This is a genomic window from Roseburia faecis, assembly GCF_001406815.1.
In the GTDB taxonomy this organism is placed as follows: domain Bacteria; phylum Bacillota; class Clostridia; order Lachnospirales; family Lachnospiraceae; genus Roseburia; species Roseburia faecis.
The window spans coordinates 1-14,931 of sequence record NZ_CVRR01000028.1; the positions used below are offsets into that span (position 1 = coordinate 1).

At 43.6% G+C, this 14,931-nt stretch carries 9 protein-coding genes and 1 tRNA gene; 8 read left to right on the forward strand and 2 right to left on the reverse strand.

Annotation, left to right across the window (positions count from 1 at the left end; genetic code table 11):
• Positions 1-134: 134 nt before the first annotated feature.
• The 5 genes from M72_RS09910 to M72_RS09930 all read left to right on the forward strand — a co-directional run bounded on the left by M72_RS09910 (position 135) and on the right by M72_RS09930 (position 5,290).
• A tRNA-Trp gene (locus M72_RS09910) sits at positions 135-205 on the forward strand.
• 74 nt (positions 206-279) lie between these two features.
• Positions 280-1,293 carry an acyltransferase family protein gene (locus tag M72_RS09915; RefSeq protein WP_055068110.1) on the forward strand — a complete coding sequence of 338 codons (1,014 nt, stop codon included), beginning with the start codon at positions 280-282 and terminating at the stop codon, positions 1,291-1,293.
• 5 nt (positions 1,294-1,298) lie between these two features.
• Positions 1,299-2,201 carry a LysR family transcriptional regulator gene (locus M72_RS09920; RefSeq protein ID WP_055068111.1) on the forward strand — a complete coding sequence of 301 codons (903 nt, stop codon included), beginning with the start codon at positions 1,299-1,301 and terminating at the stop codon, positions 2,199-2,201.
• Between the two features lie 148 nt (positions 2,202-2,349).
• Complete coding sequence (locus M72_RS17850; protein ID WP_314733827.1) at positions 2,350-2,715, forward strand: HPr family phosphocarrier protein; 366 nt, start codon at positions 2,350-2,352, stop codon at positions 2,713-2,715.
• A 133-nt stretch (positions 2,716-2,848) separates the two neighbouring features.
• A complete protein-coding gene (locus tag M72_RS09930; protein ID WP_405560140.1) occupies positions 2,849-5,290 on the forward strand; it encodes an ATP-dependent DNA helicase in 2,442 nt (813 codons plus the stop codon).
• Here M72_RS09930 and M72_RS09935 read toward each other — a convergent pair.
• Positions 5,267-6,151 (reverse strand): LysR family transcriptional regulator, encoded by an 885-nt coding sequence (locus M72_RS09935; protein WP_022045020.1) that lies wholly within the window; start codon positions 6,149-6,151, stop codon positions 5,267-5,269. The two genes, M72_RS09930 and M72_RS09935, sit on opposite strands and share 24 nt — an antisense overlap.
• Before the next feature lie 77 nt (positions 6,152-6,228).
• On the opposite strand from M72_RS09935, the gene M72_RS17180 reads away from it, so the two are divergent.
• The 3 genes from M72_RS17180 to M72_RS09950 all read left to right on the forward strand — a co-directional run bounded on the left by M72_RS17180 (position 6,229) and on the right by M72_RS09950 (position 14,481).
• A complete protein-coding gene (locus tag M72_RS17180; RefSeq protein WP_055068114.1) occupies positions 6,229-7,416 on the forward strand; it encodes a L,D-transpeptidase family protein in 1,188 nt (395 codons plus the stop codon).
• Between the two features lie 141 nt (positions 7,417-7,557).
• Positions 7,558-11,334: a phosphoribosylformylglycinamidine synthase gene (locus M72_RS09945; RefSeq protein ID WP_055068115.1), complete on the forward strand. Its 3,777-nt coding sequence runs from the start codon at positions 7,558-7,560 to the stop codon at positions 11,332-11,334.
• Between the two features lie 585 nt (positions 11,335-11,919).
• Positions 11,920-14,481: an Ig-like domain-containing protein gene (locus M72_RS09950; RefSeq protein ID WP_055068116.1), complete on the forward strand. Its 2,562-nt coding sequence runs from the start codon at positions 11,920-11,922 to the stop codon at positions 14,479-14,481.
• 141 nt (positions 14,482-14,622) lie between these two features.
• On the opposite strand, the gene M72_RS09955 is transcribed toward M72_RS09950, so the two are convergent.
• The gene (locus tag M72_RS09955; protein WP_141652729.1) at positions 14,623-14,865 is read right to left on the reverse strand and encodes a hypothetical protein; all 243 of its coding nucleotides are present in this window, start codon (positions 14,863-14,865) and stop codon (positions 14,623-14,625) included.
• Positions 14,866-14,931: the final 66 nt, after the last annotated feature.

Genomic DNA, 14,931 nt, shown 5'->3' on the forward strand with positions numbered 1-14,931 from the left:
ACATGGAGCTGACTGTTACTAATAGGTCGAGGGCTTGATTAAAAAAGCGGTTAAATCTGTATGAAGTTTTGAAAGTACAAACATTTCATGAATAAGAAGTTAGCAGCGTACTTGTCTACGTTGTTTTCTCATATAGGGGATTGGTCAAATGGTATGATAGGGGTCTCCAAAACCTTTGGTGGGAGTTCGATTCTCTCATCCCCTGCTCTTTAAAAACACCTGTTTAGGTGTTTTTTTATTTATAGTAATTTAAATTAAATTTTTATAAAGGAGAATTATATGAAAAAAACAAATAACAGCGTGCTTTCGCAATATCGGGGTGCGTTAATGGGAATATCCATCATATTGATTATAGTTTTTCATTTTACGGATGACTGTCATTATTACTCCTATCATTTTAGTGGCTGGATTTCCTTCTTTTGGAGATATATTTCATCATCAAGTGTGGATGCATTTTTATTCTTTTCTGGTCTGGGGTTATATTATTCCATGAAAAAAAGATCAGATGTTAGAAGTTTTTACATAAGAAGATTAAAAAGAATTCTGATTCCTTATTGCATCGTAGCCGTACCCTCTTATATTTTACTGGATGTCTGTGTAGATAAAACAGGATGGGGAGAAGCCATAAAAGACTTCACATTTATCACATTTTTCAGTGATGGAGACAGGCTTTACTGGTATATTGGACTTATGCTGTTATGCTATCTGATTTATCCCTATATCTTTCAGATTGTGGATAGCGCACGAGACGCAATAGATGGAGAGATCCGGCTGATTTCCATGGTAAGTGCTGTTACCGTATTGGCACTTGTAATTGCATTATATGAGAAAGAGGTGTTTGGAAATGTAAATATTGCTTTGCTTCGTCTGCCTGTTTTTATAGCGGGCTGTTTTTATGGCAGATCCAGCTATGAAAAAAGGGAAAGTTATTGGAAATGGTTGATTCTTTTTGCGTTATCCGGCTATTTGCTCACCATGCTTCCAAGTGGATCTCCTATTTTTGCAAGGTATGTGACTGGAATTTTTAATATCTCATGTTGTGCGGGAATTGCCTGGATCTTTTCCCAGTTATCTATGCGTCCGGTTATAAGAATACTGGAATGGTTTGGTGCTCATTCGCTGGAATTGTATCTGGTACATGTTACCATACGAAAATTTATGAAGGGAGCAGCATTTTATACATGCCGTCTGCGTTACGAACTGGTGTTGGTATGCAGTTCCATTGTGGTTGCATGGATACTTCAGATCCTTGTCCGGTATATAACAGATCATATGATTAAGGAAAAGAGGTAAGACATATGACCCTACAGCAGTTACATCAGGTAATTACGATTGCAGAAAGCCGTTCCATGAACGAAGCATCCCGAAAATTGTTTGTCTCACAGCCCAATCTGTCTGCGGTTGTGCGCGAACTGGAAGAAGAAGCAGGAATCACCATTTTTATCCGGTCAAACCGCGGAATCGTGCTTACACCGGAGGGAGAGGAATTTATCGGATATGCCAAGCAGGTCGTGGAGCAGTATCATTTGCTGGAATCCCGTTATATTTCGTCTGCATCCAAAAAGAAATTTTCTGTGTCCATGCAGCATTATACCTTTGCGGTCAAGGCATTTGTGGAAGTGGTCAAGGCTGTCGGAATGGAAGAATATGAATTTGCCGTGCATGAGACACAGACGAATCAGGTAATCGAGAATGTACGCAACATGAAAAGTGAGCTGGGGATTCTTTTCCTGAGCAAATTTAATGAAGCAGTACTCCAGAAACTTTTCAGGGAAAATGATGTGATTTTTGAAGAACTGTTTACCTGTGACACCTATGTATATCTGTGGAAAGGACATCCGCTGGCACAAAGGGATGTAATTTCCATGAAAGAACTGCAGGAATATCCATGTCTGGTGTTCGAACAGGGGAAAAATAATTCCTTTTATTTTGCCGAAGAGATGAAAAGTACCTATGAATATAAGAAGATGATCCATGCGGATGACCGGGCGACCATGCTGAATCTGATGGTTGGGCTGAATGGTTATACGCTCTGTTCCGGGATTATCTGTGAAGAATTAAACGGAAATGATTATGCGGCAGTGCCGCTGGCAGAGAGCGAAAAGATGCGGATTGGCTATATCCGGCACAAGGGGATAAAGGTCAGTCCGATCGGAGAATTATATGTGGATATTCTGAAAAAAAGTGGGAAACCACTTTGATAAAAATAGTTTTCATCAAAAAATGCTTGTTTTGGTGATTGGAAAGGCAATTTTTTGGAGAAATTGCATAAGATAGCAGGTATAAATATAAATACACGAAAAAAAACGGTAAGAATCTGATGGAAACGGTTGCGCGATTACCGTCATTATGCAGGAAAAACCGGAGAAATGCGAAGTTTGCATAACTTTGACAGATGAGAAAAAAAGTGGCATAATCTTTTCTAAACTTGGGGATGATAATAAAAGTATGTTGTTTAAAGGTAGAAAGAGGTGTTGGATTATGTATGAAACTGTTAAAGTAATTCGGTTATCAGATATGGATGAAGTTAAGGATTTTGTACGTGCAGCAGGTGGTTGTGATTTTGATATTGATGTAAAATGCGACAGAACATTCATTGATGCAAAGTCATTGCTTGGTATGATTGGACTTGGCGTAAAAAAGAATCTTCAGGTTTGCTACGGTGGAAAGAATGAAAATTTCGAAAACGTAGTTGCTAAATTTGCAGTGGCATAATACAATTATTATATCGTGACTATGGAACTTTAAGTCCCACTCCGTATTCCGGAGCGGGGCTTTTTATTGTAAAATAATGGAACAAATAAAAACCCGCTTCATACAACAGGAAAATACCCGCGGGAGAAAGGAGATGTACATGCAGGAATTACATATCTCTGTGAGAAATCTGGTAGAGTTTATTTTCCGGGCAGGAGATATCGATAATCGTGCCGGAAAGCTGGCGAGTGCAGAGGCCATGATGGAAGGCAGCCGTATCCACCGGAAAATTCAAAAAAGCATGGACACCTCCTACCAGGCGGAAGTACCGCTGAAAATTGAATGGAAAGCCAACGATTACGTACTGGTCGTGGAAGGACGTGCAGACGGAATCGCCTATGGAAAATTTCAGCCGGATCTGCCGGCTGCGACGGAGTCTGTGCTGCAACCGGAGATGGAGTTTGCGGCGGAAATCCCTCCGGAAGAAGAAATCAGTTTCATCGATGAGATCAAGGGTGTATATAGAAACGTTGCGGCAATGGAACAGCCGGTCTACGTGCATAAAGCCCAGGCAATGTGCTATGCGTATATCTATGCGAAACAGAACCGTCTGGAGCGGATCGGCGTGCAGATGACCTACTGCAATCTGGATACCGAGGAAATCCGGTATTTCCGGGAGATTTATACATTTGAGACACTGACCGTGTGGTTTGGCCATCTGATCGAAGATTATCGGAAATGGGCGGACTGGCAGATTGCATGGAAAAAACAGCGGCAGGAGAGCATTCATGGACTGGAGTTTCCATTTCCGTACCGGGAAGGGCAAAAGAAGCTGGTTGCAGATGTTTATCGTACAATTTTGCGGGGAAAGAATCTGTTTATCGAAGCATCGACCGGTGTGGGCAAAACAATTTCCACAATCTTTCCGGCGGTAAAAGCAGTGGGAGAAGGGCTGGCAGACCGGATCTTTTATCTCACGGCAAAGACCATCACAGCAACTGTGGCAAAAGAAACGTTCGCACTGCTGGAAGAACAGGGCTATCGTGCCAAAGTGATCCAGATTACAGCAAAAGAAAAACTCTGCCTGTGTGAAGAGATGGACTGCAACCCGGTAAACTGTCCATATGCAAAGGGACATTTTGACCGGGTGAACGATGCGGTGTTTGATCTCTTGCAGAAATCCAACCTGTTTACCAGAGAGGAAGTTTTAGCGCAGGCGAAAGAATATCAGGTGTGCCCGTTTGAGATGAGTCTGGATGTGGCAACCTGGGCGGACAATATTGTCTGTGATTACAATTACGTATTCGATCCGAATGTATATCTGAAACGCTTTTTTCAGGAGGGGATAAAGGGAGACTATCTGTTCCTGGTGGATGAGGCACATAACCTCGTGGATCGCAGCAGGGAGATGTACAGTGCCGATCTGTACAAAGAAGACGTGCTTGCAGTGAAGCGGATCATGAAAGCGCACAGCCGTACGATCTGCCGTATCCTGGACAAATGCAACAAAGCCATGCTGGAAATGAAACGTGAGTGTGAGCACTACCAGATTCTGGACAGTGTGGGAACGTTGACCTTCCACCTTATGCGGCTGGCCTCCCAGATGGATGAATTTTTGGAAAAACCGCGGGAATTTCCGGAGAAGAAAACGGTGCTGGATTTTTACTTTGCGCTGCGCAATTTCCTGAATATTTATGATCTGGTGGATGACCATTACGTGATCTACAGCCAGATGACGGAGGAAGGCCAGTTCCGGATCCGGCTCTTTTGCGTAGATCCGTCGGTCAATCTGCAGAAATGCATCGATAAAAGCAATTCCACGATCTTTTTCTCCGCAACGCTCCTGCCGATCGGATACTATAAGCGGCTACTTTCCACGGACGAGGATAACTATGCCATTTATGCGCAGAGTACGTTTGCCCAGACACAGAGACTTCTCGCATTTGGTCGGGATGTGAGCACAAAATATACGCGGAGGAACAGAAAAGAATACGAAAAAATCGCGGACTATATCGGTGCAGTCACAGAAGCACAGCAGGGAAATTACATGGTGTTTTTCCCGTCTTACCGGCTGATGCAGGATGTATATGAGGTCTTTGCCGGGAAGGCGGCCGATTCGTGCGAGATTCTGATGCAGCATAGTAATATGAAAGAACACGAAAGAGAAGCGTTTTTGGAAGAATTTGAAAAAGAGCGCCAGGGGACACTCGTTGCGTTCTGTGTGATGGGTGGAATTTTCGGGGAAGGCATTGATCTGAAAAACGACCGGCTGATCGGTGCCATCATCGTGGGAACCGGACTTCCGCAGGTCAGCGATGAACGTGAAATTTTAAAGAATTATTATGATGAGCGGGGATTGTCCGGATTTGACTATGCGTTCCGCTATCCGGGAATGAACAAAGTCCTGCAGGCAGCAGGGCGCGTGATCCGGACCAGCGAGGACCGCGGCGTGATCCTTCTGCTGGATGAACGTTTCCTGCAGCGCGAATACGGAGCGCTTTTTCCGAGAGAATGGGAAAAGAGAAGCGTCTGTGGTCTGCCGCAGCTGCGGGAAGAAGTGAGCCGGTTCTGGTCAGACGTCCGGGAGGAGCTTTAAAAACTCTTCGGTGGAGGCAGAAACCGGAAGGGTAGGGTTTAACGAAGCCACCAGCTGCCGCTGCGGGATCGTTTCCTGCGTGTGGACGAGAAAGAGATCCTCCGGCTTGTGTTTCAGACAAAAATCCGGGATAAAAGCAATTCCAAGACCGATGCGGGCCATGTCAATGAGCAGATCGTTGCTGCTGAGCTCTACCTGAGGCAGCAGTTCCAGCTGATGCTGCAGGAAAATGTGGTGCAGAAACTCACTCGTTGTGCTCTTGCGGTCTAACATCATGAGCGGATAGGTGCCAAGCTCCGAGAAAGGAACGATGCGGTCCGCCAGATCAAAATATGCCGGATTGGCGACGAACACATCTGAGAAAGAGCCAACCGTTTTCTGAATATAGGAAGGATTCAGATGCGGGTTTGGAAAATTTGTGATGATCAGGTCAACCCGGCGCTGCTCTAGCAGGTCTACACAGCCCATCGAACTGGCATTGGTGATTTTAATCGGAACATCCGGGAATTTCCGATGGAATTTCTGCAGATACGGCAGCAGAAAATAACGGCAGATGGTGTCGCTTGCGCCGATATGCAGTTGTCCCAGGCCCAGAGAGCCGGATTCTAAAAGCTGGCTTTCCCCACGGGAGATCAGATTCATGGCAGGCTCCACATGTTTTAGCAGCAGAGCACCGGCAGGAGTCAGCTGCACTTTTTTTGTGCTGCGGATAAAAAGCGGCTGTCCCAGCTTGCGCTCTAATGTTTTGATAGACTGGCTTACCGCTGACTGGGAGATAAACAGCTTCTTACTTGCATCCGAAAATGAGAGAGAGCTTGCAACATAATAGAAAACCTTGTATAATTCATAATTGATATCCATCGATCATATCCTCAGTAGTATAGTATAGTATAGGATATATTATATACCTTTCACAAAGGAGAGAAAAGGAGATTATCATGAAAAAGGGAATTTTGAAAACCTTATGCGGATTGATGGCGGCACTCATGCTGCTTGTGTTCGCAGGAACACCCGTTACAACTCAGGCAGCAAAACTGCCATATTACATTAAAATCAATCGTCAGCAGAACTGTGTGACCGTATATGCACTTGATTCCAAAGGCAAATATACCAAACCGGTCAAAGCATTTGCCTGCTCTGTCGGTGTCAACAATGCTACCCCGACAGGAACATTTTCGATTCCGGCAAAATACCGCTGGCATACACTTATGGGCGGTGTGTACGGACAGTATTGCAGCCGTATTCACGGTGGTGTGCTGTTCCACTCTGTGTTTTACAGTGCACAGGACCCGAGCAGGCTGGCATACAATTCTTATAACCGTCTGGGACAGACGGCATCCCACGGATGTGTCCGTCTGAATGTGGAAGATGCCAAGTGGATCTATGACAACTGCCCGGTAGGAACCAAAGTAACCATCTATGACAGCAAAGATCCGGGACCATTGGGCAAGCCTACCCCGATCCGTATTGATGTAAACAGTCCGTACCGCGGATGGGATCCGACCGATCCGGATCCGAGAAATCCATGGCTGAAACTCCGTCCGACGATTAAGGGAATCAAGAATAAAACCATCGAGAGAACAAACAGCAAAGTAGATCTGAAAAAGGGTGTGAAAGCTACCGATTACAGAGGTAAGACACTTAAATTTACCGTTTCCGGAAAAGTCAATGCAGCAAAGACCGGAAAATATAAGATTACATACACAGCAAAAGATGCCAAGGGAAATAAGACTCAGAAGAGTATCGTAATTACCGTAAAAGACACGAAAGCGCCATCCATCAGCCTGAAGCGAAAGACACTGACCTACAATAAAGCCGTTTCCAAAGAAAAACTGGTTTCTGCAATTAAGGCAGATGTAGTGGCAAAAGATCTGGGCAAAAAACTTGCGTCAAAATATGTTTTCGTGGATGCCAGAGAAGCACATAAGGCAGTTACCGCTATGGAAAGAGGAACCTATGGAACTTATAGCGTGACCGTATATGTCAAAGATGCGGCAGGAAATAAATCCAGAAAGCTGAAAGTAAAGATTAATTTTGTAAATCCAAACCCGGGTACCGATCAGCCGGATCAGCCGGAACCGGACACTCCGGGCGTTGTAACGGACAGTGCAATTACCGTACAGTAATTTCATAAGAACAGGTAATAGATATCGTAAGCGATATTAATTTTACTTAATTGTCAACCCATGATACAATAACATAAAGATCAATAGAATGCCCCCAAATGCAGGGGGCATTCCGTTTCGCAAAAGAAGGAGGTAAATCCAATGGGCAATGTACGTCGTGTGTACGTAGAAAAGAAACCGGATTTTGCCGTAAAGGCAAAAGAATTAAAACATGAGGTAAAGCATTATCTCGGAATCGCTGCAGATCAGGTGCGTGTTCTGATCCGTTATGATGTGGAAAATGTATCGGATGCCACTTACCAGAAGGCATTGCAGACGGTATTTTCCGAGCCACCAGTGGATGATATTTATGAGGAGAACTTTGACGCAGAAGGCGGAAACGTATTTTCCGTAGAATTCCTGCCGGGACAGTTCGACCAGAGAGCGGATTCCGCAGAGCAGTGCGTGAAGCTTTTAAATGAGGATGAGGAGCCGATCATCCGCAGCGCGACGACCTATGTGATCAAGGGTGACATCACAGAGGATGAGTTAGAGGCGATCAAAAAGTATTGTATCAATCCGGTAGATTCCCGTGAGACCGGTATGGACAAGCCGGATACCCTCGTACAGAATTTCGATGAGCCGGCAGACGTGGCAGTTTTCGACGGATTTATCGACATGGCAGAAGCACACTTAAAGGAACTGTACAGCTCTTTAAATCTTGCCATGACCTTTAAGGATTTCTTACATATCCAGAATTACTTCAAAAATACCGAGAAGCGGAATCCGTCCGTGACAGAGATCCGCGTGCTTGATACTTACTGGAGTGACCATTGCCGTCATACCACCTTCTCGACAGAACTGAAAAATGTGAAGTTTGATGAAGGATTTTACCAGGCACCAATCAAAAAGACTTACGAAGAATATCTTGATACCCACAAGAAACTGTATGCGGGACGCGATGACAAGTTTGTCTGCCTGATGGATCTGGCACTGCTTGCCATGAAACGTCTGAAAAAAGAAGGAAAACTTGCAGATCAGGAAGAATCTGACGAGATCAATGCATGTTCCATCGTGGTACCGGTGGAAGTAGATGGAAAGACAGAGGAGTGGCTTGTAAACTTTAAGAATGAGACACATAACCATCCGACCGAGATTGAGCCGTTTGGTGGAGCTGCTACCTGTCTGGGTGGAGCCATCCGTGATCCGCTTTCCGGAAGAACTTATGTCTACCAGGCAATGCGTGTGACCGGAGCCGCAGATCCAACCGTATCCGTAAAAGATACGATTGAGGGTAAGCTGCCACAGAAGAAGATCGTGCGCGAGGCAGCCAGAGGTTACAGCTCTTATGGAAACCAGATCGGACTGGCAACCGGATATGTCAAAGAAGTTTACCATCCGGATTATGTAGCAAAACGTATGGAGATCGGTGCTGTCATGGGTGCCGCACCGAGACGTGCCGTACAGAGACTGACCTCTGATCCCGGAGATAAGATTATCCTTCTGGGCGGACGTACCGGACGTGACGGTATCGGTGGAGCAACCGGATCTTCCAAGGCACATAACACACAGTCTACGTCTGTATGTGGTGCCGAGGTACAGAAAGGTAATGCACCGACTGAGCGTAAACTGCAGCGTCTGTTCCGCAGGGAAGAAGTCAGCCATATCATTAAAAAATGTAACGATTTCGGTGCCGGCGGTGTGTCCGTAGCAATCGGTGAGCTTGCAGACGGACTGCGCGTGAATCTGGACAAAGTACCGAAGAAATATGCCGGTCTGGACGGAACAGAGATTGCAATCTCCGAGTCCCAGGAGCGTATGGCAGTCGTTGTCGCTCCGCAGGATGTCGAGCAGTTCCTTGCTTATGCAAAAGAAGAAAACCTTGAAGCAACCGAGGTGGCAGTTGTTACCGAGGAGCCGAGACTGATCTTAGAGTGGAGAGGAAAAGACATTGTCAATATTTCCCGTGCATTCCTCGATACCAACGGTGCGCATCAGGAAGCAGATGTCGAAGTCGAGATGCCAAAAGAGGAAGATAACTTCTTTAAGAAGATGGAGCTTCCGAAAGTGGCAGATGCATTACAGAAAAATGATAACAAAGCGGCATGGCTTGCAATGCTTGCGGATCTTAACGTATGTTCCCAGAAGGGACTTGTCGAAATGTTTGACGGTTCCATCGGAGCTGGAAGCGTCTATATGCCATATGGTGGACGTTATCAGTTGACGGAGACACAGAGCATGGTTGCCAAGCTTCCAGTTTTACATGGAAAATGTGATACCGTAACCATGATGTCCTACGGATTTGATCCGTATTTATCTTCCTGGAGCCCATACCATGGATCGGTTTATGCGGTACTCGAATCTCTTTCCCGTATCGTGACAGCCGGTGGTGATTACAAGAAAGTACGATTTACTTTCCAGGAATATTTCCGCAGAATGAACGAAGATCCAAAGAGATGGAGCCAGCCGTTTGCCGCACTGCTTGGTGCATTTGATGCACAGATCGGTTTTGGACTGCCGTCCATCGGTGGAAAAGATTCCATGTCCGGAACCTTTAACGATATTGACGTGCCTCCGACACTGGTTTCTTTCGCAGTCGATGTGGCAAGAGAAAAAGACGTGATCACACCGGAACTGAAAGAAGCAGGAGATAAGCTGGTACTCTTTACGATCGAAAAGAACGCGTATGATCTGCCGGTATATGAACAGGTGATGAAACTGTATGATAAGATTCATGAGCTGATCGGCAAGGGTGCAATCCGCAGTGCCTATGCACTTGACGGAAAAGGTCTGGCAGCAGCAGTCAGCAAGATGGCATTCGGTAACAAACTGGGTGTAACAATTGCCGATGATGTCACTGCAGAAACCTTATTTGCACCGGGATTCGGTAATATCGTAGCAGAAGTAAAAGAAGAGTTTCTTCCTATTATAAAAGAAGCATCCGCAGTCGTTGTCGGAGAAGTCAACGATGCACAGAAATTCGTATACAAAGACCTGGCTCTTTCCATGGATGAGGCACTTGATGCATGGCAGGGAACACTCGAGCGTGTATTCCCAACCCGCGCAACCGAGGATAAAGAAAAAGTACAGAGTGACGTATACGATACAAAGAACATCTATGTATGCAGAAACAAAGTCGCAAAGCCGACCGTATTCATTCCGGTATTCCCTGGAACAAACTGTGAGTACGACAGTGCGAAAGCGTTTGAGCGTGCAGGTGCCAATACAATTGTAAAAGTATTCAAGAATCTGAGTGCAACAGACATCCGTGATTCTGTCGATGAATTTGTCAAGGCAATCGATCAGTCACAGATCATCATGTTCCCGGGTGGATTCTCCGCAGGAGATGAGCCGGAAGGATCTGCAAAGTTCTTTGCAACAGCATTCCGGAATGCAAAGATGACCGAGGCAGTAAGCAGACTGTTGTCAGAACGTGACGGACTGGCACTTGGTATCTGCAACGGATTCCAGGCACTGATCAAACTGGGACTTGTTCCTTACGGACAGATTCAGGCGCAGAGTGCGGATTCCCCGACACTGACCTACAACACCATCAACCGCCACATCAGCAAGATGGTATATACCAAGGTCGTGACAAACAAATCCCCATGGCTGCAGCAGGCAAAGCTTGGTGCAACATACTGCAACCCGGCATCCCATGGAGAGGGACGTTTCGTAGCTCCGAAGGAATGGCTGGACAAGCTTTTTGCAAACGGACAGGTTGCCACCCAGTATGTCAATGAAGCCGGCGAGCCAACCATGGATGAAGAGTGGAATGTCAATGGTTCGTACATGGCGATCGAGGGTATCACCAGTCCGGATGGACGTGTACTCGGAAAGATGGCACACAGCGAGCGCCGTGGTGAGGCCGTTGCCATGAACATCTACGGAGAGCAGGATATGAAGATCTTCGAATCCGGAATTGCTTACTTTAAATAGAATTGTTTATCTTCACGCGTAGTTTCACTCGAACTACGCGTGAAATAGTTTTAATAATAGAAAAAAGTGAAAAAACTCTTAAATGCTTAAGAAAATATTAAAGAATTTTTTCAATAAAATGTAATTTTGGTGTTGCAAAGATACAATACTTGGTGTATGATTGTCACGTAGAGTAGTTAAAAGAGTACTATAAATAGTACGACAAGTGATGAACTACTATCGAGGCTATGGAAACTGGAACTTGTTCCAGACAGACCTTACAATTACAGATACATATTAGAAATATAAGTCATCGGAACCTCAGCTTGCTGATCTTGATGCTGGACAATCAACGTTGATATCACACTCTACGCCGACGTCTGATGTGCGAAAGTTTCTGGTCATTTATGATTTGTGTGTCTGTAGATGAAACTGACAATGGACTTAACAGTAAGACCGAGGAGGCCAGTGGAGGCAATTAGCGAGAACATTGGATTGGAAAAATCGTCCGCAGCGGTTTGGAAGAGAAGATGAAGGAACTTAAACGTGCAGGGTTAAACGAGTAGAAGAGATGGAAGTTAGTCAAAAAGAAAGAGAGGAAAAAACATGAAATCAAGCAAAAAAGTGTTAGCTTTTGCTCTCGCTGCAGCTATGGTTGTAACAGCAGTTCCTGCTACAAACGCACAGGCAGCTTCTACAGCAAAGCTTAGCGCAAAAAAAGCCACAGTTTATTCTGCTGGTTACAAGACCGTTACAGTTACAACTCCAAAGTCTTGGAAGTCTGTTAAAGTAACTGCAACAAGCAACAAGAAGTCTGTTGCAACTGTTAAGAAGACAGCAGCAAAGAAGATCAAGGTTACAGGTGTTAAGCCAGGTACCGCTAAAGTTACGGTTAAGGTAACTTACAAGACTTCTACAAAGAAGAGTGCTAAGACAAAGACAAAGAAACTTACTTACACAATGAAAGTTGCTAAGGTAGGCGTTGCTTTATCTGGAGAGTCAGTAGTAGCAGTTGGAAGCACAACTAAGTTAACAAATACTAAGAAAAATTCTTCAAGAGCTAAGATTACTTACACATCCAGTGACGATACCATTGCAAAAGTAGATGCTACAACAGGTGTTGTTACAGGTGTTAAGGCTGGTAAGGCAACAATCACAGCTAAGATTACAGTTGGTAAGGATTCAGCTGAAACTACTAAGGATGTAGAAGTGAAGAACCATGTTCTTTCTACAGTAGCACAGAACAAGTTAACAGAGCTTAAAGCTACTGTTGCTGGCGATACAAAGAACCTTAAGACAACTGATTTCACAGTAAAGAGTGAAGCAACAAACGTTGTTTACCCAGTATCTAAGGTAACAGTTGATTCTAAGGATGCTTCTCAGGTTACATTAACTCTGTTCAGTGAGTTGAAGGATGCAGCTACATATGATGTGACTCTTGATGGAATCACAAAGACATTCGTAGCTTCTGACGGAAAGGTTGCTTCTATCGCACTTGATAAAGCTACAATCCCATATGCTACTGAGACAGAAATTAAGTTAGTATCTAAGGATGCTAATGGTGTTGTTGTAAAAGAGCTTAAGTATGGCAATCCTGATGCTAGCTATGATTTTACAATCAATACAAACGGAAACGGTTATACAAACGGTTCTAAGTTATACTTAAACAAAGTTGGCGATACAGCTACAGCTGAGATCACATACAAAACAGGCAAGTATGACCAGAATGGTAAGCCAGAAGGAAACATTGGACCAAACAAGGTGACAATTACTGCTGCAGATCAGTCAGCTATCAATGATTTTAAAGTAAGAATTGATGGCGCAAACAAGAAGTTTGATAAGGCAAAAGATACTAATAAGATTGCTGCCGGAGAAACTGGCAAATATGCATACTTTATGATCAAGGATGCAACAGGAACAGAGGTTTCTAAGTATGATTATACTGTAGAATCTTCAGACAAGACAGTTTTAATGCTTGCAAGCAATACTATCTCAAACAAGAGTGTTCGTCTTACTCCTGTTAAGCAGGGTACAGCATATATCTTATTCAAAGATAAGGATGGTAAAATTGTAAACTCTGTAGCAATTGATGTTACTGCTGGTAGAGAAGCTGCTACTCTTGAGTTAGATAAGTATAGCGTAGATGCTTCTACATCAAATACTGTAGCTGCTAAGACAGTAAGTGTTAAGGTAAAGGATCAGTATGGTGATGAGGTAGCTGCAAGCAATTACTCAAATGTACATGTATCTTATTTAAGTGGTCCTGTTAAGAATGAGACCGCTGTAGCATTTAATGCAAGCAAGAAAGCAGTTGTTGTTACAGGTGCAGCATTTGATGCTTCTAAAACAGGAGCCTATGTATACAAGGTTGCTTATACAAAAGATAATAAGGAAATTGTAGCTAGGACTCTTACTGTTAATGTTCAGAAACCTGGTTCTGCAGTTGATTCATATCGCCTTGATCTTGACAAATCTTCTGTAGATGTTAAAGTTGATAATGATAATAAAGATAGCAAAATCATTACCGCTCAGTTAATGGGACGTTCAAACGGTGTTGATTTGAAAGCAGTACAGAATGTAACTTATACTGTAAAGAAATCTGATGGAACAGTTGTTTTTGGTAATGACAATGGAAAGGTTGTTACGGGAGCAGCGTTTGGAGTTGATGCTAACTATGGTGATAATGACACTACAGGTTCTGATTTAAATATCAAACTTGTAGATGTATCTAACGGAGTAGCTACAAAGAATCTTGGAGCTGGTACTTATACTGTAACTGCTACATGCAAAGATGCAAAGAATAATGACGTAACTATTACTTCCAGCTTTACAGTAACAGATACTCAGACTAAGGCATCTGCTGATGTTAAGTATAATTCTGTTGAGCCTACTACAGACACTGTTGAAGCTGCTTTAAAAGCTGCTTTAGTTGTAACTTATGGAGATGATGTTTATAGTAATGCAAAAGATGCTCCAGAAGGTGCTAAAACATTAGTAATTTCTAAGGTTGAAGGAAAACTTAACGATGGTACTGAGTTTAAGACAAAGAATACTGCTGTTAAGGGTCATGATTTCAATGTTTCTAAACTGGAAGTTACTGTAACAGTAGCAGATGGCATCTCAATGAATGTTGAAGTTGCCGTACCTGGTGTTATTACAGCAAAATAATATAGAAATTATTTGATCTAAGTTATTATAACATCTGTCAAATATTAAATAGTAAAATATAGCTCTCTGCCAATTGGGTGGAGAGCTATATTTTTGTGATAAAAAAAGAGGTTGCCGAAGCAACCTCTTTAATAGATTCAATTACTTGAATGAAATTACATATGGATTAGAAGAAATATCCTTTGTAATGTCAACCTTATAAGCACCTGAATCAACTGTAAATGTGATCTTCTTGATTGTTACAGCCTTAACACTGTCAGAAATCGTGGTGTGATCCTTATCAAGTTTATCACCTGTATTAGTAATACCCTCTACAGATACAATTGACATATTCTCATCATCTACTCCATAAGTATGATCACCATTTATGGGGTCAGACCCCAATGTGGTCAACCTAATGTCAACTTAAGACAAGTGCCTGCTCAGGTTAATGACTAACGGTGCGAAATT

Excerpts from the sequence above, each read along its gene's own strand:
- M72_RS09915 (WP_055068110.1), top strand. The coding sequence starts at position 280 with ATGAAAAAAACAAATAACAGCGTGCTTTCGCAATATCGGGGTGCGTTA.
- M72_RS09920 (WP_055068111.1), top strand. The coding sequence starts at position 1,299 with ATGACCCTACAGCAGTTACATCAGGTAATTACGATTGCAGAAAGCCGT.
- M72_RS17850 (WP_314733827.1), top strand. The coding sequence starts at position 2,350 with ATGCAGGAAAAACCGGAGAAATGCGAAGTTTGCATAACTTTGACAGAT.
- M72_RS09930 (WP_405560140.1), top strand. The coding sequence starts at position 2,849 with ATGTACATGCAGGAATTACATATCTCTGTGAGAAATCTGGTAGAGTTT.
- M72_RS09935 (WP_022045020.1), bottom strand. The coding sequence starts at position 6,151 with ATGGATATCAATTATGAATTATACAAGGTTTTCTATTATGTTGCAAGC.
- M72_RS17180 (WP_055068114.1), top strand. The coding sequence starts at position 6,229 with ATGAAAAAGGGAATTTTGAAAACCTTATGCGGATTGATGGCGGCACTC.
- M72_RS09945 (WP_055068115.1), top strand. The coding sequence starts at position 7,558 with ATGGGCAATGTACGTCGTGTGTACGTAGAAAAGAAACCGGATTTTGCC.
- M72_RS09950 (WP_055068116.1), top strand. The coding sequence starts at position 11,920 with ATGAAATCAAGCAAAAAAGTGTTAGCTTTTGCTCTCGCTGCAGCTATG.